Below are 21,907 nucleotides of genomic sequence, written 5' to 3' on the forward strand. Positions count from 1 at the left end.
TTCTTTAATATCAGCACTTATTACTTCCCATATTGTAAAGGTCAAAACAGGTAATGAATTTTTGAGTGCTTTAGCCTTTGTAGTAGTGAGAAAACATCACGGTGATTTAGAAAACTTTAATGAAATGCTTACAACAAGAAAAAAGACATTCTTCAAAAGCAGTTTTTAACTCTTAAATTAAATGAATTCCCAGAGCTTAAAAGTTTAAGTTTTAAAGACCTTTGGGATGAATTTGAAGAAATTTTGTGGATTGAAATTGATAGTAAAATTGAAAATTATTTTTTGCTTAATTTTATTTTTTCTATATTGACTTATTCAGATAAAACAGAAGTTATTTTTGGAAAATTAAAATATTCACAATTACCTAAGGATATAGCTGGTTATGTTGATAACTATAAAAAAAATAAATTTAATAATGATAATTGCTTGTCCTCATTAAATAGAATCAGAAATACTATATATGAAGAGAGTATTCGCTCAATAAATAAAGTTTATAGAAGTGGTAAAATCTATTCTCTAAATGTACCAACTGGTTCAGGTAAAACTTTAGCAGCATTGAATTTAGCTTTTAAATTATTGGAAAAAGAAAAATCTTTAAAAAGAGTAATTTATGCTTTACCTTTTACTTCCATAGTGGATCAAACTGAGGATGTAATTAAAGATATATTTAAAATAAACAATACCAATGTTGAGGATTTTCTTATTGTTCACCATCATTTAGCAGAAATTAAAATAAAATATAATGAGGATTATATAGAAAAGGATAAGGCTCAAGTTTTAGTGGAAAATTGGGATAAACCATTAATTTTAACTACCTTTTGGCAACTATTTTATACCCTAATCTCTAATAAAAATTCTCAACTACGAAAATTTCATAATATCGCAAATTCAGTGATTATTTTAGATGAGGTTCAAACTATCCCTTATAAGTATTGGAATCTAACAAAAGAGATCTTTAAAAACTTAATCGATATGTTCAACTGTAGAGTAATATTTTTAACAGCTACAATGCCACTAATCTTTCAAGAGGAAGAGACATTACCTCTTATATCAAAAGATAGAAGGAATGAATACTTCTCACTATTTTCAAGGTATAAACTGAATGTGTTAAAAGAAAATAACGCAATTGCCAGATTTAGTTTAGATTGTTTATATGAAATTGCCAAAAAGGATATTAAACAAAATGCTGATAAGAGTTTTCTTTTTGTTTTTAACACAATAAATTCAAGCCTTATTTTTTATGATAAACTCAAAAAAGAATTTTGTGGTAAAGACTTGGTTTATTTATCTACAAATATTTTGCCTATTAAAAGAAAAGAACGCATTAAAGAAATAAAAAACAACCCAAGTAATAAAATAGTAGTTTCAACACAGTTAGTTGAGGCAGGGGTAGATATAGATTTAGATATTGTTTATAGGGATTTTGCTCCATTAGATTCTATTGTTCAATCAGCTGGTAGATGTAATAGGAGTAACAATAAAAAAAAGGTAGGGTTGTCTTATTTAAAATAAAAAATGAAAAAGGCAAATTCGACCATAACTATATTTATGAAGGTTTAAGTCTCACAGAAACAGAAAATCTTTTTTTAAGCAGAAGTTATTTTAAGGAATCCGAACTGCTTATAATAATAAATGAATATTACGAGAAAATTAAGCAAAATAGTTCTCAAGATGATAGCTTGAAGATATTAGAAAGTATAAAAAATTTGGATTATAAAGAAATTCAAAATAAGTTTAAATTAATTGATGAGATCCCTTCCTTCTTGATGTTTTTTGAAATTAATAATGAAGCCTCCAATTTGTTAAAATATTTTAAAAGTATTTTTTCAATAAGTGACAAGTTTGATAGAAAGGCAGAATTTCTAAAAATAAAATCTAAATTTTATCAATATGTATTGTCTGTAAGATATTCGATTAATACAATAAACTATACTTCGTTTGAAGAAATTGGAAATTTTAAAATAGTAGAAAGAGATTTTGTTCAAGATATATATGATTATGAAACTGGGCTTAAGAAAGAGCTAAGTAATTTTATATGAGATATTATTCTCCATCTCTTTTTAATGCCTTTAATATATGTAAAAGGCAGTCATGGCTTATGAGTAGGCAGTTAAGTGCAGATCAATATAATGAATTTTTGGAGATAGGAAGGTTAATTGACGAAGCAACTTTTAAAAGGCAAAGGAAGCGTATTTATTTAGCTGATTTAGAAGCAATTCTTGATATGGTAGTTAAAGGAAAAGATTTATTTTATATTGCAGAAATAAAAAAGTCTTCAAAAACCTTAAAAAGTGGTATTTTCCAGCTAAAATATTATCTTTTTTTAATAAAGATTAAAAAGGGCATTAAGGCTATAGGCTTAATAAAAATTCCTAAGGAAAAAATTAGTAAGGAAGTTCTAGTGACAGAAGAAGATGAGGACAAAATTATAGATGTTTTAATGGAAATGGAAAGAGTTTTATCGCAAGAAGTACCTCCTAAAGTAGATATAGAGGTTAAGAGATGTAAAAATTGTGCCCATTTTGAATTTTGTTGGAGTTAATAGCATGCTAGAAACTCTTTATATATTTACAAGTGGACATCTTAAAAGAAAGGACAATACTCTCTTTTTTGAGACAGAAGAAGGAAAAAAGAGGTTTATACCTGTAGAAAATACAAAGGAGATTTTTGTATTTGGAGAAGTTTCTTTTAATACAAAGCTTTTAAATTTTTTGACTCAAAAAGAAATAATTCTTCATTATTTTAACTATTATGGATACTATTCTGGAAGTTTTTATCCTCGGGAGCATTATAATTCTGGCTTTATGATTTTAAACCAAGCTAGAGCGTATGATAATTTTGATATGCGTTTGTATTTGGCAAAAAGGTTTGTAGAAGGTGCAATTAAAAATAGCTTAAAAATACTTAAGTATTATAGAAGGAGAGAATACGATCTGGACAGCGAAATCGAAATGTTGGAAGATGTTTTATTAAATATAGAAAAGTGCGTAAATATTGATGAACTTATGAGTTTTGAAGGTAAAGCAAAAGGTGTTTATTATAATAGTTTTAATAAAATACTTAATAATAAAGATTTTTATTTTGAAAAAAGAACTCGTAGACCACCAAAAGATCATTTAAATGCTCTTATTAGCTTTATAAATAGTTTAATGTATACTTATGTCTTAAGTGAGATATATCAAACCCATCTTGATCCCAGAATTGGTTTTTTACATGCGACTAATTTTAGAAGATTCACTCTTAACTTAGATATTGCTGAAATATTTAAAGTAGTTATTGGGGATAGGCTTTTGATTTCTCTTATAAAACATGGAGTGATATCCAAAAAGGATTTTGATAAAAGTGTTGGGAGATTGATATTGTCAGATAAAGGAAAGAAGAAAATTTTAGAAAAAATGGAAGAATTTTTGTCCAGAACTATAACTTATAGAAAAATAAATAAAAAAGTTAGCTATAGAAGACTTATAAGGCTTGAGCTGTATAAATTGGAAAAATATCTTATTGGTGATGAAGATTATAAACCTTTTGTGATGGAATGGTAAAATGTTTGTCATTTTATATTATGATGTTAACCAAAAAAGATGTGGAAGGATGCTAAAATTATGCAGAAGGTACCTGGAATGGGTCCAAAATTCTGTTTTTGAAGGAGAGATTACGAGGGCTAGGTTGGAAAAGTTGAAAAGTGAGATTAAAGAGGTCTTGGTAGAAGAAGAGGGTGACTCAGTGATAATTTATTCTTTTAGAAGTTTACTTTATAGTCATCGGGAAGTGCTAGGGAATGATAAAAAGGAAGATACGCAGTTTTTGTGAAATTCTGTCGGGTTGAGATGGTGAGAAAAAGTGCTTGGTATGACAGAAAAAATGTAATATTTAGTTCTTAAAGGAGGCAAAAAAAAGATTTTCTTGAAAAATAAAAAAATTTTTTTTAAATATTTCGTTGGTTATTACATTACCTATGAGGAATTGAAACATGACAATTTCGTAATTATTTTCCTTGCACCATTTAGTTATTACATTACCTATGAGGAATTGAAACTTTTTTATTTCTTTGTTTTCCTACCCCTACCTCTTTGTTATTACATTACCTATGAGGAATTGAAACGAGTGTTTTCCTGGATAGAAAGGATTGTATCTCCAAGTTATTACATTACCTATGAGGAATTGAAACCAGAAAATGTGCGCCTGTTGGTTTTCTAAAAGGTGCCGTTATTACATTACCTATGAGGAATTGAAACATTATACCCCAACCCATCCACAAGTCGCCTGATAACGTTATTACATTACCTATGAGGAATTGAAACCCTATTATTAGGGTGGTGGCGGAAAAGTTAATTTCGTTATTACATTACCTATGAGGAATTGAAACCAATCAACATGAATAAAATCTTTAGCTATACCAATTCGTTATTACATTACCTATGAGGAATTGAAACCTCTCTGAGAGAGATTTGCAGAGAATGGGTAAGTCCGGTTATTACATTACCTATGAGGAATTGAAACAAAGAAGGAGAGGCTGTAGTAGGCCGAAAGGCCCAGGTTATTACATTACCTATGAGGAATTGAAACTAAAGTAATAATGCTCTTTGTGTCTATTTGACTGAGTTATTACATTACCTATGAGGAATTGAAACACCAATACCAGAGAATACTACAGAGAATACTACAAAAGTTATTACATTACCTATGAGGAATTGAAACACCATTGGATCAATTTGCACCAACCATTGGATCAATGTTATTACATTACCTATGAGGAATTGAAACCAGTAAGGTTGTGGGAGAGGATGTAGTTTTTTCCTGGGTTATTACATTACCTATGAGGAATTGAAACCCGATTACGCTGCCGACAAAACCATTAAACATACTACGTTATTACATTACCTATGAGGAATTGAAACATCTCTGCCCTTGCCCACTCTGCAACCTCAACCTTGGTTATTACATTACCTATGAGGAATTGAAACAGTTGAGAGTCTGGGTTCTGCCATCTCTAAAAGCAGGTTATTACATTACCTATGAGGAATTGAAACAGGTAATCGCCCGAATTTCGCTCAAACTGGGTTTGGTTATTACATTACCTATGAGGAATTGAAACCTGAATAAAAAAGGAGGTAATGATATATGATAGTAAACGTTATTACATTACCTATGAGGAATTGAAACATAGCCGCCTTGATAGATGATTGTCTTTGGATAGAAAGTTATTACATTACCTATGAGGAATTGAAACCAGAAGAAGATGAGCAAGAATTTATTCAACTGACAAGTTATTACATTACCTATGAGGAATTGAAACTCAACCTCTACAAACCCAGTATCACTTTCTGTAGCAGTTATTACATTACCTATGAGGAATTGAAACTCAATACCAGATATTGATAAAACTAATAGTATCTATGTTATTACATTACCTATGAGGAATTGAAACTAATAACCTCCTTTATATATTTATTGTTTGCATATTGTTATTACATTACCTATGAGGAATTGAAACTTATAACCCGTAGCATATAAACCATCTGACTTTAAAGTTATTACATTACCTATGAGGAATTGAAACTTATGCCACTTCTTCAAATTAGAATATTTGGAATAAAGTTATTACATTACCTATGAGGAATTGAAACTCATTGTTGATGTGTAAAACCTTTGCACCAGCCTGTGTTATTACATTACCTATGAGGAATTGAAACCGATATTCACCCGCTCCGTTAGTTTCTGTTAGTACAGTTATTACATTACCTATGAGGAATTGAAACTTCTTTCCCTTGCTTTTTCCAGAGCTTCCCCTAATTCGTTATTACATTACCTATGAGGAATTGAAACCCCGCTGGCTCGTTAATAACAAGCTCCCCAGTTTCTGTTATTACATTACCTATGAGGAATTGAAACATAAACAAAAGGGCTACTTTCATTTACTGAAGCAGCCGTTATTACATTACCTATGAGGAATTGAAACATTTGAGAATTGTTTTGTATTAATACTTTCAAACAAGTTATTACATTACCTATGAGGAATTGAAACCGATATTCACCCGCTCCGTTTGTTTCTATTAGTACAGTTATTACATTACCTATGAGGAATTGAAACGTAGCTACATCTTCTAAAACCATCTCATCCAATTTAGGTTATTACATTACCTATGAGGAATTGAAACATACCTAACTTGCTAAGAAACTTAACATCAAATTTGGTTATTACATTACCTATGAGGAATTGAAACGAAAAATATTAAGGTGTTTTTAGGCGCAGACGCAAGAGTTATTACATTACCTATGAGGAATTGAAACATAGAATGGAGCCTTAACAACAATTTGCAGATAGAGGTTATTACATTACCTATGAGGAATTGAAACTCTCTAACCCCCTCTACTTCAACGAGGGGTTAAAATGGTTATTACATTACCTATGAGGAATTGAAACTATGTTTTATCTTCTTTATTATTAGCCCAACCAGACAGTTATTACATTACCTATGAGGAATTGAAACACAGCTTTTGACTTTATATCTAATACTATATTCTTGTTATTACATTACCTATGAGGAATTGAAACTTATAAGACGACTTATAACTGTTAAATACCATTATAGGTTATTACATTACCTATGAGGAATTGAAACTCAGCTTTATGTGGAAAAAAGTGATTTAATATACTAGTTATTACATTACCTATGAGGAATTGAAACTAGTTCTGGTTTTTTCCAAAATGTTAATGATTATATTGTTATTACATTACCTATGAGGAATTGAAACTATAGTGTTGGAGTTCTCATTTTTTAATATCCCCTTGTTATTACATTACCTATGAGGAATTGAAACGATGTTAGCAGTGAAGAGGGCAATAGAGAAGGTGGACGGGTTATTACATTACCTATGAGGAATTGAAACACAGCTTTTAGGGTCTGATAGGTTTCTTGTCCTGGCGGTTATTACATTACCTATGAGGAATTGAAACCTATAAATTATAATAGTATATATACCAGGGATATCTAGGTTATTACATTACCTATGAGGAATTGAAACTTCCAGTCTTCTTGGTTATCTGGGGCATTAGTTGCCAGGTTATTACATTACCTATGAGGAATTGAAACAAGATTGAGAATCAGAAGCAGCTACATATTCAATGCCAGTTATTACATTACCTATGAGGAATTGAAACTGGTAAGTCCCTGTTGCTTTCTCTTTCCCAAACATAGTTATTACATTACCTATGAGGAATTGAAACTTTTTCTACTATACTATAGAAATCATAACTTAGATAGTTATTACATTACCTATGAGGAATTGAAACACGACTTAGGAAAGCCACTACCATAAACCCATTCAAGTTATTACATTACCTATGAGGAATTGAAACTCTACAATATTTACATTTACTTTTGGAACTAAAATGTTATTACATTACCTATGAGGAATTGAAATGTAGTTGAAAAGATTGTTTCTGAATAAACAGTAAGACTTTTATTTTTTAGAGCTAAGCAACTTTTTTTGGGTGATTAGAAAATTCAGATAGTATTTAACCAAAACTTCTTTAGTATTTTGACTTTTTAAAATCATAAGAGATTAGAGAAAATAGGCTTGCTAAAAAGGCTTTAATAATCTTAAAAAGGGTTTTGTTGGAGAGGGGTTGACTGCTTTTAATCTTTATTTACCTCCTAACTAAAAAAGAGGAATTGTTATGGCTGAAAATTTTTATCGGCCTTTTCAGTTGTTTTTATTGGTTGTATCTTTGGTATTGGTACTTTGGCTTTTGCGGCCTTTTTGGGCAGTTATTATCCTGGCTATTACCTTTTCTTTAATTTTACATCCCTTATATTTAAAGTTTTTTGACTATTTTAAGGGGAGAAAAAATTTAGCTTCCTTTTTAGTTTTACTTTTATTTTTCCTGGTTATCTTTTTACCAGGCCTTTACTTTTTGTCTGTATTGATAAGTCAGGGAATTCAAGTGGTGGATAAAGTAAGCCATTTTTTGAATCAAAAGGATATTTTGTCTTTTAGCAGTTTTTCTGTCTATCTTCAGCAGTTGTTACATAAATATAACCTGGATATAGGAATTTTAAAATCTATTGATTTAAAAGAATATATTGAGACTGCTATTAAGAAAATAAGTCTTTTTGTAGTACAGGAAGGTGGTGGTTTGCTTAGCAATTTTTTTTCTTTTATAACCAATAGTTTTTTGTTCTTTTTTATTCTTTTTTATTTTGTGCGAGACCTGGATGTATTGTGGGAGAAGTTAAAAAGAATTTCTCCTTTGCCTGAGGCCCAGGAAGAGAAAATTAAAGGTTATTTGAGTGTGGTGGCCAAAAAAATCATTTTGGGAAACTTGCTTACTGCCTTTGCTCAAGGAGTGGTAGGAGGAATAGGTTTGGCCCTGGTGGGCATCCCAGGAGTATTTTGGGGAAGTTTATTGGGTTTAACTTCGCTCATTCCTGTAGTGGGTACAGCTCTGGTCTGGTTGCCAGCAGTAGGGTATCTCTTGCTAATAGGTAAAAGTGGAGCAGCTCTTTTTTTGGCCCTGTGGTCTATTATTTTAGTGGGAAGTATTGATAATTTTTTACGCCCCTATCTTATTGGTAGAGGGGATAGTTTATCTCCCTTTTTCCTTTTTTTGGCCTTGTTGGGAGGAGTAAGTAGTTTTGGTTTTTTAGGACTCATTTATGGTCCTTTAATTTTCAGTTTTGCTTTGGTTATGTTTCATCTCTATGAAGAGGAATTTCAGGAGTATTTGCGGTGCAGGTCTTAGCTTTCTCCATTTCTCTCGTCTAGTAAACGTTTGGTTTTGCCAAAGGAACGAGGAAGGGCCAGAGGAGGAACTATTTTTACCTTGGCACTGACCAGAATTTTTTCCTTAATTTTTTGTTCAATACGCGGGGGTAAATTTTCACTTATAGAGGTGTTTTCTTTTTGCTCCACACTTATTTCCATAAAGTCTAACCCCTGTTGGCGATAGAGTTTGATTTGATATTCAGAGCTTAATTCTGGAAATTCTTCCAGTATATTGGCAATCTGGCCAGGATAAATATTTACCCCTCTAAAGATAAACATATCATCAGAACGGCCCAGGATGCGGTCATGACGGGGAAAGTTGAGCCCACAGCTACACTTACCAGGAATAAAGCGAGTCAGGTCTCTTGTGCGATAGCGGATAAGAGGAACCGCTTCTTTACACAAGCTAGTTACTACCATTTCTCCCACTTCACCTGGAGCTACAGGTTTTAAGGTGCTGGGGTCTAAGATTTCTATGATAAACAGGTCTGCCCAATAATGGATACCTTCATGGGCTTTACATTCCAGGCCTGTGCCTGGACCGTACATTTCAGTCATGCCTGGGATATCAAAGGTATCTTCTAAATTTAGGGTTTCTTCAATATATTTGCGCATTTTAGGCGTATGGGGTTCAGCCCCAAAGATGGCTTTTTTGAGATTGATTTTGTCCAGCAGGTTATTTTTCTTTACTTGCTCAGCCATGAGCAAGGCCATAGAGGCAGTGGAGCAAAGACAGGTGGATTGAAAATCAGTGAGTAATTGTAATTGCATATCTAAATTGCCAGGCCCTATGGGGATGGCCATGGCTCCAAAATATTCACAGCCCAGTTGAAAGCCAGCACCTGCAGTCCAGAGCCCATAGCCTACAGCAATCTGCACTCTGTCTAAAGGGGTAAGCCCGGCCAGTTCAAAACAACGGGCAAGCATTAGTTTAAAAATATCAATATCCTTTTGGGTATAAGCCAGGACTTTGCGTTTGCCTGTGGTACCAGAAGAGGCATGAATCCTTACCACTTCTTCTTCTGGGACAGATAAAAGAGGTAAGGGATAGCCTTCCCTTAAATCTTCCACTGTGGTAAAGGGAAGGTGCTGTAAGTCTTCCAGGGAAGAGATGGCCTGGGGTTCTATGCCTGCAGCCTTTAGTTTTTGTTTGTATTGTTTGCTTCCACTATAGGCGTGGTTTACTGTCCATTTTAAACCTTGTAACTGGACTTCTCTTAACTCTTCTTCTGAAAGAGTAGGAAAAAAACGGTATTTCATTTCCTTGGCTCCAATTTTTAGTTGTCAAAGGGATGTTTTTTTATGTAATCACTGGCTTGTTTATTTTATCCCAGTCAAGTTGGCAAGTTTAAAAATATGGGAAGGTAAAAATGATGGCATACTGGTTCCATGGGTTTGTATTTTTGTTAGGTCTTTGTTTAGGTAGTTTTTATAATGTCTGTATCTTGAGATATCTCAAAGAAGAGTCTATTTTGTGGCCCCCCTCGCATTGCCCTAGTTGTGGGCATAAGCTAAAGTGGTGGGAAAATATACCTCTTTTGAGCTTTATTTTGCTTAGGGGTAAGTGTTCTCATTGTCAAAAAAAAAATTAGTCTGCTTTACCCCCTGGTGGAGTTGATTTCCGGGATTATTGCCCTGGGCTTATGGTGGAAGTATGGCTGGAGCCTGGCCTTTTTCTTTATTTGATTTTATTTGGCCTACTTATTGTGGCCAGTTTTATTGATTTATTAAGCTTTCTTTTGCCAGATATTTTAACCTTACCAGGTGCGTTCTTGGCCTTGTTGTTTTCCTTCTGGTTGCCTCAGCCAGGAGTAAAATCTGCCTTTTTAGGCGCTGGGGCTGGATTTTTACTTTTTTTAGTTATACAAAAGGGTTATAAATGGGCTAAGGGTATAGATGGACTGGGAGGAGGAGATGTAAAGCTCATGCTAATGTTAGGAGCCCTTACAGGGATTAAGGGGTTGTTGCCTATGATTTTTGTCTCTGCTCTTTTGGCCCTTATGGGAAGTGTTTTTTTCTGGTTAAAGGGCAAGGTGAGCAAAGGAGAAAGTGCTATTCCCTATGGCCCTTTTTTGAGTTTAGCCACAGTGCTTTATGTTTTTACTGGAGATAAGTGGTGGGATATTTATAGATGGCTTATGGGATTATCTTATTAGTTAAACTTTAAGGAGTGAATTAATGGAAAAGGTTAAGGCCAAGATTAAAAAGATTGCCCAGTCTGGTTTTTTTCCAAAAGAGCTTTTAGAATTTATTGAAAAGGTCTTTTTAACCCAGAAGAAATACGAGCAGGAAAAGATAGAATTGTCTTTGCCTTTGGAGCTAGAGAACTACCAAAAAGGCAAGCCCTTACTTTTGCGTCAGGATTTTCCTTTTCCCTGGGAAAAGGTAAGTCAATTAAGGGATGAGCTTCTGGAACTGGCTGCCAGAGAAGAAGTCTTAGCTGAAAACAGTCAGATACTTTTGCAGGACTTGGCTGAAGATAGTTTTTGGCAAAAAAGCGTACACAAGTTTTTAGAAGGAGATGATAGTTACTTTCGTTTGTATGGTGAAAAATTAAAAGATTCTCCAAGACTGCTTAATTTTTTAGTCCAGAGTAGCCTTACGCCTTTTGCTGTAGTCATTGGGCAAAGTGTGGGACTTGCTTTACCCCAGGAAGAATATGGCTTTGGTCATTGTCCCATTTGTGGGAGCGTGCCTTTTTTGAGTGTACTGGAAAAGGGTGGGAAGCGTTATAATTTTTGCTCCTTTTGTCTCTTTAAGTATCCAGTTGCTCGTCTTACCTGTGCTTTTTGCGGGCAGGAGCAAAAAGAAGAGCATAAATATTTTTCAGTAGAAGAACTGCCTGGGTATAGAGTGGATATTTGTCCTGAGTGTAAAAAATATATTAAGACCATAGATTTTCGGGAAAGAGATGAAGTGGTTTTGCCTGCTTTAGATGACTTGGCTTCTTTACCTCTGGATTTTTTGGCTCAGAAAGAGGGATATTTAAGGCCTAGTTTGAGCTTCTGGGGGTTTTAGTGTTAGCTCAGGTTAAAGGAAGAAAATATACCCAGGGAAAGTGGCTGGACTTTGAAGATATTCTGGCTCAAGAAATAGAATTGGTAATTCATTTAAAGGGCAAGACAAAAAAACTGCTGGCCTCGCCTTTTGATTTGGAAAGTTTGGTTCTGGGGCATGTAAAATTGGAGTTTTTAGATTCTGAAGAGTTTCCTTTTATTGTAAAGAAAGAAGGATTTGATTATTTTATAGAAGTGGAAAAGAAAAAGACATTGGTATCCAAAGAATTTGCTTTTAAGTTAGAGCCAGAATTGTTGTTAAATCTAAGTAAAGAGTTTAGGGAAAAGGAAAGCAAATGGAATCTGACAGGATGTTTTCACCGCATGGCCTTTTGGAGTCCTGAGAAACAGGGCTTTATATTAGAAGTAGAGGACATTGGAAGGCACAATTGCGTGGACAGATTGGTGGGACTGGCTTTAACACAAGGAATTGACCTTGGACAGGGAGTGTTTTTTGGGTCTGCCAGGATTACCTTTTCTTTATTACAAAAACTAGTTAAAGCAGGATTTAAAGTCCTGGTTTCTAAATCTGCAGTGACCACAGCGAGCGTAAAATTAGCCCGGGAAAAGCGCATTACTCTGGTAGGTTTTGCCCGGGAAGAAAGGTTTACGGTCTTTAGTGATGAGTTGCAGAGGATAGTTTATGCCTAGGGAAGTGGTCGGAGCTATTTTAGCAGGCGGAAAAAGTTCCAGACTGGGAAGGGACAAGACCTGGGTTGAATATGAAGGCGAGCCTCTTTTGGTCAGGACCTATAATTTATTGCAACAACTGGGATTACCAGTGTATATTCTGGGTAGAAACCCTGTGGAGTATGGCTTAGAAGATAGGTGGCTGGCAGATGAAATAAAGGATATTGGCCCAATGGGAGGGATTTATACAGGTTTGAAAAATTTGCAAAAGAGCTTGCTGGTGGTTTCCTGTGATTTACCTTTTTTACATTTATCCTGTTTACAAGTTCTTTTACAAAGAAGAAAAAAAATAGATCCAGATAAGGTAATGACCACTTTTTATTATCCAGATACAGGATATATAGAAGCCTTAATTTCTATTTACGAATATGAAGCTTTAGAGTATATCCAAAGGGCAATTAAAGAGAAGATATTCAAGTTGAGTTTGGCCATTCCTCAAAGAGTAAGGGAACATATAGAAGTAAAAGAGGAGTGGAGGGATTATTTTTTTAACTTAAACTATCCAGAAGATTTAAAAAAACTTCAAAAAAATGAAAAGTAGCTGTTGTTTTTTGTTGGGTATTTTGCTCCTGGTTAGCCTAGAGGTAAGGGCCGATACCATCTACTATTTTGTAGATGAAAAGGGAGTGTATCACTTTACAGACCTTCCCACCACCAATCAATATAAGCCCTTTTTGATTTTTAGAACCAGAAACTATGATGTAAAAAAGGTAGATAAGTTGATTGAAGTGTATAGCAAAAACTATGGGGTAGATGCAGATTTGATACGAGCTGTGGTTAAGGTGGAGTCAAATTATGAACCAGAAGCTGTTTCAGCCAAAGGTGCACAGGGATTGATGCAGATTACTCCTATTACTCAAAAGGAGTTAAACTTGGATGTTCCTTTTGACCCGGCTTCTAATTTAGAAGCTGGCATTCGCTATTTACGTTCTCTTCTGGACCAATTTCAAGATGTTCGTCTGGCTCTGGCTGCCTATAATGCTGGTCCTGGAAATGTCAAAAGATATGGGGGTATTCCACCCTTTAAAGAGACCATTAACTATGTGCGGAAAGTCTTAGCTTATTATGAGGAGTTTAAAAAGTAAAAATGTTTAACTGGGCCAATAAAATAACCTTTTTTCGCATCGCCTGTGTTCCCTTGGTGGTAGTGTTGCTTTATTTTCCCAATAGGGTTTCTTGTTTTGTGGCTATGTTAATTTTTATTTTAGCCGCTCTATCAGACCTTTTAGATGGCTTTATTGCCAGGCGTTATAATCTGGTAACCAATATGGGTAAGTTTTTAGACCCTTTAGCTGATAAATTATTGGTTTTGGCAGCTTTAATTATGCTTAGTTATTTACATTGGTTAGAGGCCTGGATTTCCATTCTCATTATAGAAAGGGAAGTTATGGTTACTGGTTTAAGGGCGATAGCTGTGGATAAAGGTATTGTTATTGCTGCGGATAAGTATGGGAAGTTAAAAACCATTGTGCAGATTATAGCTCTTTGTCTTTTGATTTTGCATTATCCCTGGTTTGGGTTTGACCCCAATTGGCTGGGAAAGGTGCTTATTTACATAGCCTTGTTTTTGACCTTGTTTTCTGGGGCTAATTATGTTTATAAGTTTTATAAAAGTGTTTTAAAGTGAGGACAGTATGGCTCAAATAGATGCCTTTTTTAAAATGATGCATGATTTAGGTGCATCTGACTTGCATTTAACTTCTGGATCCCAGCCTATTGTACGTTTACATGGAGAGTTGCAGAGAATTAAGTATAAAGTCTTAGAAACTGCTGAACTTAAGAAACTCCTTTACGAAATAACTCCTGAACATAAGATCAAAAAGTTCGAAGAAAGTGGTGATGTGGATTTTGCCTATGAGGTGCCTGGTTTAGCCAGGTACAGGGCCAACTATTTTATGCACTTAAAAGGTATTGGAGCAGTTTTTAGAGAAATTCCCAGTAAGATTAAAACCATTGATGATTTGGGATTACCTCAAATTTTAAAGCGTCTGGTTATGCTGCCCAAGGGCATTATCCTGGTTACAGGTCCTACAGGAAGTGGTAAGTCTACTACCCTGGCGGCCATGGTGGATTATGCCAATAGAATGCGTAAGGATCACATCTTGACCATTGAAGATCCCATTGAATTTGTGCACAAGCCTGTGAATTGCCTTATAAACCAGCGTGAAGTAGGTAGAGACACTCAGTCCTTTAGTGCAGCTCTAAGGGGAGCGTTGAGAGAAGACCCAGATATTATTCTGGTGGGTGAAATGCGAGACCTGGAAACCATTGCTTTGGCCCTGGAAGCAGCAGAAACAGGTCATCTGGTGTTGGCTACTTTACACACCATTTCTGCTCCCAAAACCATTGACCGTATTATTGAAGTATTTCCAGGAGATACCCAGGCCCAGATCCGTTCCAGCTTGTCTGAAAGTTTGCGGGCAATTATTTCTCAGACCTTGTTTAAGCGTTTGGATAGGCCAGGACGAGTGGCTGCTTTGGAAATTTTGATTGCCACTCCTGCAGTGAGAAACTTGATTAGGGAAAATAAGATTTATCAAATCAATTCTGTAATTGAAACTGGTAAAAAGTATGGCATGATGAGTTTGGATGAGGCAATTCTAGAGCTTTTAAAACAGGGAATTATTTCGCCTCAAGATGCTTTTAATAAGGCTGTGCATAAAAGTAAGTTCAGGGAATATTTAAGTGAAGATGAAGTGGATTTTACTGAGGTTTAAATAAATGCTTAAAGCTTATTTAGATTATCTTTTATTAAAAGTGGTGGAGCAGGAGCCAGATTTATCCGATATCATTCTTACTCCCTTTGTGCCCATAAAGGCTGCTGTCTTTGGAGAAGTCAAAGATGTAAACATTGCCGAGGTGGATAAACTTACTCCCTTTCAAATAGAGGCCATGGCCATGGCCATGATAGGTTCCAGTTATCATCATTACCCAGTGCTGCAAACAACTGGTGCTTGTGACTTTTCCTACGTACTTCCCAATAGGATTCGCTTCAGGGTCAATGTGTTTTATCAAAAGGGCTCTTTGGCAGTGGTTATGCGTAAGCTTGCGCCGGGTATTCCCACCATTGAAGAGCTTAAACTACCTAAGGTATTTTATGACCTGGCTCGAGAGCGTTTTGGACTTATTCTGGTTACTGGTGGCACAGGCACAGGTAAGTCCACTTCTTTAGCAGCTGTAATCAATGAAATTAATAGAAATTATGCCAGGCATATTATTACTCTGGAAGATCCCATAGAGTTTTTTCATCCCCATTTAAAGAGTGTTATTAACCAGCGAGAGCTGGGGCAGGACTTTAAAAGTTTTGCAGAAGGACTGAGGTCTGCTTTGCGTCAGGCTCCTCATATCATTTTAGTGGGTGAAATTAGGGACAAAGAAACTGTAACTACAGCTTTGGAAGCTGCAGAAACAGGACATCTGGTTCTGGGCACTTTACATACCAGTGATGCTGGCCAGACCATTCACCGTATCACAGGACTTTTTAGTTTAGAGGAAGAAAATTTAATCCGGGGAAGACTGGCAGAAAGCCTTAAGTATGTTATTTCTCAGAGAATAATGCCCAAAGTGGGTAGAGGAAGAATTGTTGCCTTTGAAGTTATGCGTAAGAATTTGCGGATAAGAGAGCTTATCTTGCATGGAGAAAGAGAGGATAGAACCTTTTACGACATTATTGCTGAAAGTGAAGCTTACGGCATGTTTACCTTTGACCAGTGCTTGGCTTCTTATTATGAACAAAATTTAATTACTGAAGAAGTGGCCATGCAGTTTTGTTCGGATAGGTCCAGGTTAAAAATGATGCTGGATAAGATTAAGGCCAAGCGAGGGGAGAAACTTTCAGATATAGATGGCCTGGAACTGGATCTGGATTATGAAAAAGAGCAGACTTTTGAGGTGAAGGATGAAAATTAAGTGCTCTGCTTGCAAGCAAGATTTTCAACTGCCTGAAGAAAAGGTTAAAGGACTTACTAAATTTGCGGTTAAATGTCCCAGGTGTGGAGAAAAGATTATTGTCAATAGAAAAGAGGAAGAAAGGCCAGAAGAGGATAGTTTGCTGGAAAGTAAGACTTGCCTGGAGTTTGAACCAGAAAATATCCCTGTGGGCAAAGCTTCAGCCTTGCTTTTTATTAAGGACGTGAAACTGATTACAGAGTTAGGGGATTTTTTACAGGAAAAGGAATATTTTTTAAGAGAAGTAAAGGATTATCCAGAATGTAGAGGAAGACTTTTAATCAATAACTACGATCTTATTTTTCTAGAAGAGGGAGAAGACGCAGATAAGCTTTTAGCAGAAATCAATACCTGGCCACAACTGAGAAGAAGAAATACTAATATTATTTTAATTGGGCAAAGAGGGCGAGATTTTGACCAAAAAATATCCTTTGAAAAGAGTGTTAATTTTTATTTAAATAAAGAGAGTGGAGAGTTTTTTTTAAAACTGGAAAAATGTTTGAATGATTTTGCAATATACCTTTCTTGTTGGAAACAAAATGATGAAACCAGAACTCAAGTATAAATTAAAAAATTGTCTGGAGACAATCTTAGAGTTTGAGAACTCTTTGCATTATATAAATGATGAATATGATATGAAAATGAATAAAGAATTTAAATATATTAGTAATGTATTAGAAAACTTAGATCGCCTTGAGTTTTCTGTAGAGGATTTGAATAAAATAGAAAAGATAACCTCGAGGTTTCTTACTGAGATAAAGGATCTGGTAGATTTTAAGATAAATAAGGGCCAGCAATGAAAAAAAGTCTGCTTTTTTTTGCCCTACTTATTAATCTTGTGCTTATATATCAAATTTTATTTTCGGAGAAAAATTTATTTTTATATACTAACTTAAAAAAAGAATTCAACCAACTTGAGGTTAAAGAAAAAAAGTTAGAGCAAGAAAACATTTTACTTTCTAGAGACATAAAGAGGTTAAGAGAAGATAAAGAATATTTGGAACTGGTGATAAGAAAGGGCTTAAATTATGTGAAACCAGGGGAAGTCCTTTATTTATTAAAGGACTAAAAGGGGTTAGATATGGGAGAAGAAAAGAAAATTTTGGAAGAAGCTTTGCGTCTGGATCCAGGTTCTAGGATTTATTTGACCCTGGCTAAGCTTTACTTACAAGAGGGAAGCTTTGAACAGGCCAGAGATGTTTTGGAAAAGGGATTGCAATATTTTCCAGATTCTCTGGAAACTTTGAGTTTACTTAGCTCTACCTATAAAAATTTAGGGCAGGAAGATAGGGCAAGGGAAGTGGTTGGTCGTATTTGGGAGCATTTAGAGAAGTGTGGATTCTTCTGGGATTTTCTTAAGAGTAAGGATAGCAGTTTAATCAAAGTGGGGAGCAGTTTAATTTTTCTGGGATTACAGAAAAAGGATTTAACTTTAGGTGAGATTCTGGAAAAGGGTCTAGAATTTTTGCTAGAAGAGGGCAAAGCCTGTTATGAAGAAGAAGTAAGTAATTTAGATTTTGATCAAGAGATTTTAACTTCTTCTCTGGGAGAAGTACTTTTGTCCCAGGGCGAATATGATAAGGCCCTGGATGTTTATACTAAATTATTGAATGAAGCTAAGAGTGAAGAAGAAAAGAGTGCTTTTAGAGAGAAGATAGAAAAGATTAAATCCTTACAAGAGCAAACCTCAACTTCTATAGAAGAAGTCTTTAGCCCTGAAGAAGAGCCTGTTTTATCTGAGGAAACCAGAGAAGTAGAGGAAGAAAAAGAGATAGAACCACCTTCTACACCCTCCCTGGAAAAGACAGAAGAGCTAGAAGCAGAAGAAGCACCTGAAGAAGAAGGTGGAGAAGAAGATATTGTGAACTTATTGGAAGAGTTAGCCACCTCTTTAGAAGAAAGGGGCAGTAAAGCTTAGTCTGGCTTTTCCAGTTTAGCTATTTCTTGCTGGATATTCTCTATTTGTTTTAAAATTTCTTGTTTTTGTTTTTCTAAAGCTTCCAGTTTGTGTTTGGTTTTTGCCCGTAAAATAGCTATTTCATTTTCATAGGCTAAAAGTTGGTTTTGTTTTTTTACATATATATAGCCTACCAACCAGAAGGAAATAGCTCCAAGTAAAATCAGTAGATAGACCAGAGAGTTCACTCTTCCCTTCCTATATGTTTTTTGATAAAAGCAAGTTTTTCTTCATCCAGGATACCCAGGAGTAAGAGGGCATCCAGGATGGAGAGATTGGTTGCTGTTTTGCGCACATATTCTTCTGCTCTTTTAATTTCGGTTTCAGGAACCAGTTTTTTTTGCCGAATATAGGTGACAGGATCAGTGATATTTTTTTCTATTTCTTCTTGTTGTTGAAGTTGTTTTTCGTGGGCTAGTTTTTTTTCTTGAAGGAGTGTTTCTTGTTCTTTTAATTGTTGTTGAAGGTTCAGGATTTCTTGTCTTAAGAGCTTGTAGTTATTTTCTATTTCCTCTTTTCCTTGTGGAGGAGGGCAAAATTTTTGTTGAATTTACTGTTGATATAAGCGATTAACAGACTATCTACAATGGCTATAAAGAGAAGAAGAATGAGGAAAAGAAATAGTTCCATAAAAAATACATAAACCTTTTTTATATTGAGTGCAACTAGATTTTAAGGAGGAGAGATTGTTAAAAATTAAAAAGAGTAGGTTTTTTCTCATTAGTTTAGGCCTGGTTATTTTGTTAGGATGTTCCTGGGCTAAAAAAGGTTGGAGAACTACAACCAGCTTGTATAAGGAGTATGTACTTCCTACCACTAGGGTAGATATTAACAAGCCTGTAGAAGGTGAAACCAGTGAACTGGAATTTGCTGCTTTTTTGGAACGCTCTGATGCCAGGTTGCAGGAATTTTTACAAGAATTTTCTGTGCAAGACACTTTTCCTACAGAAGCCTGGGCTAAACAGATTTTTTTGCGTTTCAACTGGTTAAATAAAATAGAGGTAAGGGATGAAAAGGGCGAAGTATTTTTTACTTATCCCAAGGAAAATTTAAAACAGGTAAACTTTTCTTATCTGGCAAAAGATTTAAAAAAACTAAAAGGTCTTTCTGCTACTTTACAGGATACTATTTTAGGCCCAGAAATAGCTTTATTTAAACCTATTTATACAGACAAAAAGGTTAAATTGCTTTTATTGGTTCACTTTGACCCCAGAAGTTTGATCCCGCAGGAATTTAAAGAAAGAGTAAATTTATATTTTGATTTTAAACTAGTTTATAGAGGGATAGCTCAAGAGATTCCCGCACCCAAAAAAGTTTTTACTCCTTTTGGAGAGCTTGCTTTAGATGGGAAAAAGGTGTTAGGATTGAGTAGAAAACTGGGACAAACTTGGTTTACCTATGCTTTTTTGTGTAAAGGAGGTGAGTAAATGAGGCAGCTCACAGTAATAGAGCATTTACTTTTGCATCAAAAGGAAAATCCTTTAGCTACAGGTAACTTTACCCATCTTTTAAATGAGTTGATTTTGGCTGCTAAGATTATTGCCAGGGCTGTGAATAAGGCCGGGCTTATGGATGTATTGGGAGAAACTGGCGAAATAAATGTTCAGGGAGAACAGGTCCAAAAGCTAGATGATTTTGCCAATAGGGTTCTTATCCATCGCTTGCAACGCTCTGGTTTACTCTATGCCATGGCTTCAGAGGAGAATGCAGACCTTATAGAAATTCCAGAACAATTTGGACGAGGAAATTATTTTCTGGTTTTTGATCCCCTGGATGGTTCTTCCAATATTGCAGCCAATGTGAGTATTGGCACTATTTTTTCCATTTATCGCCGTAAAAATGGTAGTGACCCTGTGATCTTGAGCGAAGTGTTGCAAAAAGGCTCAGAACAGGTTGCAGCAGGCTATTTCTTGTATGGTTCTTCCACCATGCTGGTATATAGTACAGGGCAGGGAGTACATGGCTTTACCTTTGATCCCAGTGTGGGAGAATTTTTGCTTTCCCATCCAGATATTAAGATTCCAGAAAAGGGTAAGATTTATTCTGTAAACGAAGGTTATTGGTCTTACTGGGATGATAAGACCAAAGAGATAATTTCCTACTTTAAAACCCCTGAGCCTGGCAAACCCACTTATAGTTTGCGTTATATTGGCTCTCTGGTTGCTGATTTTCATCGGACCTTGCTTTATGGTGGTATTTTTATGTATCCCAAAGATTTAAGGGATCCCAAAAAACCTACAGGCAAGTTGCGGCTGCTTTATGAAGCCAATCCCATGGCCTTTTTAGTGGAGCAGGCAGGGGGCATGGCTGTAGATGGAGAAAGGCCTATTCTGGAGATTCAACCTGAGGATTTACACCAAAGAGTTCCCCTGTTTATTGGTTCGAAAACAGAAGTACAAAAGGTTTTGGAAATTTATGGAGCTTAAGTAGTGCTTACTCTTGGAATTGAAACCTCTTGTGATGAGACAGGCCTGGCCCTGGTCAATAAGGGTGAGCTCGTGGCTCATGTTATGGTCTCGCAGGTGGATTGGCATTCTCTTTTTGGTGGAGTGGTGCCAGAGATTGCCTCTAGAGCCCATCTGGAAGTACTACCTTCTTTGCTGGAAACACTTTTGCAAAGAGCAGGTTGTACTTTGCAAGATTTGGAAGGCATTGCTGTTACCAGAGGTCCGGGGCTTTTGGCTAGCCTTTTAATTGGACTGGGGTTTGCCAAGGGATTAAGTTTAGGTTTACATGTGCCTTTGGTGGGCGTGGATCACTTACAGGCCCATTTGTTGGCTGCAGAAATGCAACAGGAAGTAGAGTATCCCTGTTTGGGGTTATTGGTTTCTGGAGGACATACCCATCTTTATTTAATTAAATCCTGGCAGGAGTTTATTTTGCTGGGTAGGACCTTAGATGATGCTCTGGGAGAAGCTTTTGATAAGGTGGCTAAAATGCTTAACCTTCCCTATCCAGGTGGGGTTTTTTTAGATAAGCTGGCCAGAGAAGGGAAAGTAGATAAGGAGTTATTTCCCAGACCCTATATTGATAACACCAATCTAGATTTTAGCTTTAGTGGGATTAAAACTGCAGTTGCCAATTACTTACAAAAAAATAAACACTTAGTTTTCCCTGGTTTAAAAGAAGATTTAAAATTGGATGTAGTTTCGCAAGAGTTAAAAGATATGTGTGCCTCCCTGACCTATTCTTTAGTGGAAGCCCTGAAGATTAAAGTAAGTAGAGCTTTAAAGAGTCATCCTGTAAAGGGGCTTATTCTGGCTGGAGGAGTAGCTGCCAATAGTATTTTGAGAAAAGAATTTGGTCTTTTTTTAGAACAAAAGAATCTTAAATTTTGGGTGCCTAACAAGGAGTTATGCACGGATAACGGTATTATGGTTGCCTATTTGGGAGAAAAACTGCTTCAAGCTGGGTATACGCATGGCCTGGAAGTAGATGCCATTCCCAGAGGAAGGACAGTTCCCAGGGATTATAAAATCAATTAAAA

At 35.5% G+C, this 21,907-nt stretch carries 24 protein-coding genes and 1 CRISPR repeat array; of the genes, 22 read left to right on the top strand and 2 right to left on the bottom strand.

Features of this window, described 5'->3' with window-relative positions:
* The first annotated feature begins 243 nt into the window (after positions 1-243).
* The 6 genes from cas3 (at position 244) to ACZ42F_RS11100 (ending at position 8,746) form a co-directional block, all read left to right on the top strand.
* Positions 244-1,512 carry a CRISPR-associated helicase Cas3' gene (cas3, locus tag ACZ42F_RS11075; protein ID WP_464279035.1) on the top strand — a complete coding sequence of 423 codons (1,269 nt, stop codon included), beginning with the start codon at positions 244-246 and terminating at the stop codon, positions 1,510-1,512.
* 167 nt (positions 1,513-1,679) lie between these two features.
* The gene (locus ACZ42F_RS11080; RefSeq protein ID WP_464279036.1) at positions 1,680-2,039 is read left to right on the top strand and encodes a hypothetical protein; all 360 of its coding nucleotides are present in this window, start codon (positions 1,680-1,682) and stop codon (positions 2,037-2,039) included.
* Positions 2,036-2,542: a CRISPR-associated protein Cas4 gene (gene cas4, locus ACZ42F_RS11085; protein ID WP_029687673.1), complete on the top strand. Its 507-nt coding sequence runs from the start codon at positions 2,036-2,038 to the stop codon at positions 2,540-2,542. Before ACZ42F_RS11080 ends, cas4 begins: the two co-directional genes overlap by 4 nt.
* A 4-nt stretch (positions 2,543-2,546) precedes the next feature.
* Positions 2,547-3,542, top strand: a complete 996-nt coding sequence (gene cas1b / locus ACZ42F_RS11090) for a type I-B CRISPR-associated endonuclease Cas1b (protein ID WP_464279037.1) — start codon at positions 2,547-2,549, stop codon at positions 3,540-3,542.
* A 1-nt stretch (position 3,543) separates the two neighbouring features.
* Complete coding sequence (gene cas2, locus ACZ42F_RS11095) at positions 3,544-3,810, top strand: CRISPR-associated endonuclease Cas2 (protein WP_029687671.1); 267 nt, start codon at positions 3,544-3,546, stop codon at positions 3,808-3,810.
* A 130-nt stretch (positions 3,811-3,940) separates the two neighbouring features.
* Positions 3,941-7,425: direct repeats of the CRISPR family, unit length 30 nt; unit sequence GTTATTACATTACCTATGAGGAATTGAAAC.
* Between the two features lie 256 nt (positions 7,426-7,681).
* Entirely contained in the window at positions 7,682-8,746 is a 1,065-nt protein-coding gene (locus tag ACZ42F_RS11100; RefSeq protein WP_464279038.1) for an AI-2E family transporter, read from the top strand.
* On the opposite strand, the gene ACZ42F_RS11105 is transcribed toward ACZ42F_RS11100, so the two are convergent.
* Complete coding sequence (locus ACZ42F_RS11105; RefSeq protein WP_464279039.1) at positions 8,743-10,029, bottom strand: phenylacetate--CoA ligase family protein; 1,287 nt, start codon at positions 10,027-10,029, stop codon at positions 8,743-8,745. The genes ACZ42F_RS11100 and ACZ42F_RS11105 overlap by 4 nt on opposite strands.
* A gap of 113 nt (positions 10,030-10,142) precedes the next feature.
* On the opposite strand from ACZ42F_RS11105, the gene ACZ42F_RS11110 reads away from it, so the two are divergent.
* The 13 genes from ACZ42F_RS11110 to ACZ42F_RS11170 are packed head-to-tail and all read left to right on the top strand — an operon-like array spanning position 10,143 to position 18,381.
* Complete coding sequence (locus ACZ42F_RS11110; protein WP_464280258.1) at positions 10,143-10,361, top strand: prepilin peptidase; 219 nt, start codon at positions 10,143-10,145, stop codon at positions 10,359-10,361.
* Positions 10,362-10,412: 51 nt separating this feature from the next.
* Positions 10,413-10,925 carry a prepilin peptidase gene (locus ACZ42F_RS11115; protein ID WP_464279040.1) on the top strand — a complete coding sequence of 171 codons (513 nt, stop codon included), beginning with the start codon at positions 10,413-10,415 and terminating at the stop codon, positions 10,923-10,925.
* A 22-nt stretch (positions 10,926-10,947) separates the two neighbouring features.
* Positions 10,948-11,787 carry a formate dehydrogenase accessory protein FdhE gene (locus tag ACZ42F_RS11120; RefSeq protein WP_029965438.1) on the top strand — a complete coding sequence of 280 codons (840 nt, stop codon included), beginning with the start codon at positions 10,948-10,950 and terminating at the stop codon, positions 11,785-11,787.
* Positions 11,787-12,476: a formate dehydrogenase accessory sulfurtransferase FdhD gene (locus tag ACZ42F_RS11125; RefSeq protein ID WP_464279041.1), complete on the top strand. Its 690-nt coding sequence runs from the start codon at positions 11,787-11,789 to the stop codon at positions 12,474-12,476. Before ACZ42F_RS11120 ends, ACZ42F_RS11125 begins: the two co-directional genes overlap by 1 nt.
* Positions 12,469-13,056, top strand: a complete 588-nt coding sequence (gene mobA, locus ACZ42F_RS11130; protein ID WP_464279042.1) for a molybdenum cofactor guanylyltransferase — start codon at positions 12,469-12,471, stop codon at positions 13,054-13,056. Before ACZ42F_RS11125 ends, mobA begins: the two co-directional genes overlap by 8 nt.
* Positions 13,046-13,600 (top strand): transglycosylase SLT domain-containing protein, encoded by a 555-nt coding sequence (locus tag ACZ42F_RS11135; RefSeq protein ID WP_029965441.1) that lies wholly within the window; start codon positions 13,046-13,048, stop codon positions 13,598-13,600. The genes mobA and ACZ42F_RS11135 overlap by 11 nt, the downstream gene beginning before the upstream one ends.
* Positions 13,601-13,602: 2 nt before the next feature.
* Entirely contained in the window at positions 13,603-14,142 is a 540-nt protein-coding gene (pgsA, locus tag ACZ42F_RS11140; RefSeq protein WP_464279043.1) for a CDP-diacylglycerol--glycerol-3-phosphate 3-phosphatidyltransferase, read from the top strand.
* Positions 14,143-14,149: 7 nt separating this feature from the next.
* Complete coding sequence (locus tag ACZ42F_RS11145) at positions 14,150-15,232, top strand: type IV pilus twitching motility protein PilT (protein ID WP_464279044.1); 1,083 nt, start codon at positions 14,150-14,152, stop codon at positions 15,230-15,232.
* Between the two features lie 4 nt (positions 15,233-15,236).
* Positions 15,237-16,424 carry a type IV pilus twitching motility protein PilT gene (locus ACZ42F_RS11150; RefSeq protein ID WP_464279045.1) on the top strand — a complete coding sequence of 396 codons (1,188 nt, stop codon included), beginning with the start codon at positions 15,237-15,239 and terminating at the stop codon, positions 16,422-16,424.
* Entirely contained in the window at positions 16,414-17,028 is a 615-nt protein-coding gene (locus ACZ42F_RS11155) for a zinc-ribbon domain-containing protein (protein ID WP_464279046.1), read from the top strand. Before ACZ42F_RS11150 ends, ACZ42F_RS11155 begins: the two co-directional genes overlap by 11 nt.
* The gene (locus ACZ42F_RS11160) at positions 17,003-17,263 is read left to right on the top strand and encodes a hypothetical protein (protein ID WP_464279047.1); all 261 of its coding nucleotides are present in this window, start codon (positions 17,003-17,005) and stop codon (positions 17,261-17,263) included. The genes ACZ42F_RS11155 and ACZ42F_RS11160 overlap by 26 nt, the downstream gene beginning before the upstream one ends.
* Entirely contained in the window at positions 17,260-17,532 is a 273-nt protein-coding gene (locus tag ACZ42F_RS11165) for an FtsB family cell division protein (RefSeq protein WP_464279048.1), read from the top strand. Before ACZ42F_RS11160 ends, ACZ42F_RS11165 begins: the two co-directional genes overlap by 4 nt.
* Before the next feature lie 12 nt (positions 17,533-17,544).
* Complete coding sequence (locus ACZ42F_RS11170) at positions 17,545-18,381, top strand: tetratricopeptide repeat protein (RefSeq protein WP_464279049.1); 837 nt, start codon at positions 17,545-17,547, stop codon at positions 18,379-18,381.
* On the opposite strand, the gene ACZ42F_RS11175 is transcribed toward ACZ42F_RS11170, so the two are convergent.
* Positions 18,378-18,608, bottom strand: coding sequence for a hypothetical protein (locus ACZ42F_RS11175; RefSeq protein ID WP_029965450.1), 231 nt, complete (start codon positions 18,606-18,608; stop codon positions 18,378-18,380). The two genes, ACZ42F_RS11170 and ACZ42F_RS11175, sit on opposite strands and share 4 nt — an antisense overlap.
* Before the next feature lie 498 nt (positions 18,609-19,106).
* On the opposite strand from ACZ42F_RS11175, the gene ACZ42F_RS11180 reads away from it, so the two are divergent.
* The 3 genes from ACZ42F_RS11180 to tsaD are packed head-to-tail and all read left to right on the top strand — an operon-like array spanning position 19,107 to position 21,905.
* A complete protein-coding gene (locus ACZ42F_RS11180; protein WP_464279050.1) occupies positions 19,107-19,847 on the top strand; it encodes a hypothetical protein in 741 nt (246 codons plus the stop codon).
* Positions 19,848-20,846 carry a class 1 fructose-bisphosphatase gene (gene fbp / locus ACZ42F_RS11185; protein ID WP_029965455.1) on the top strand — a complete coding sequence of 333 codons (999 nt, stop codon included), beginning with the start codon at positions 19,848-19,850 and terminating at the stop codon, positions 20,844-20,846. It abuts the gene before it with no gap.
* Between the two features lie 3 nt (positions 20,847-20,849).
* Positions 20,850-21,905, top strand: a complete 1,056-nt coding sequence (gene tsaD, locus ACZ42F_RS11190) for a tRNA (adenosine(37)-N6)-threonylcarbamoyltransferase complex transferase subunit TsaD (RefSeq protein ID WP_464279051.1) — start codon at positions 20,850-20,852, stop codon at positions 21,903-21,905.
* The last annotated feature ends 2 nt before the right edge of the window (positions 21,906-21,907 follow it).

Source organism: Desulfonauticus autotrophicus, assembly GCF_055381725.1.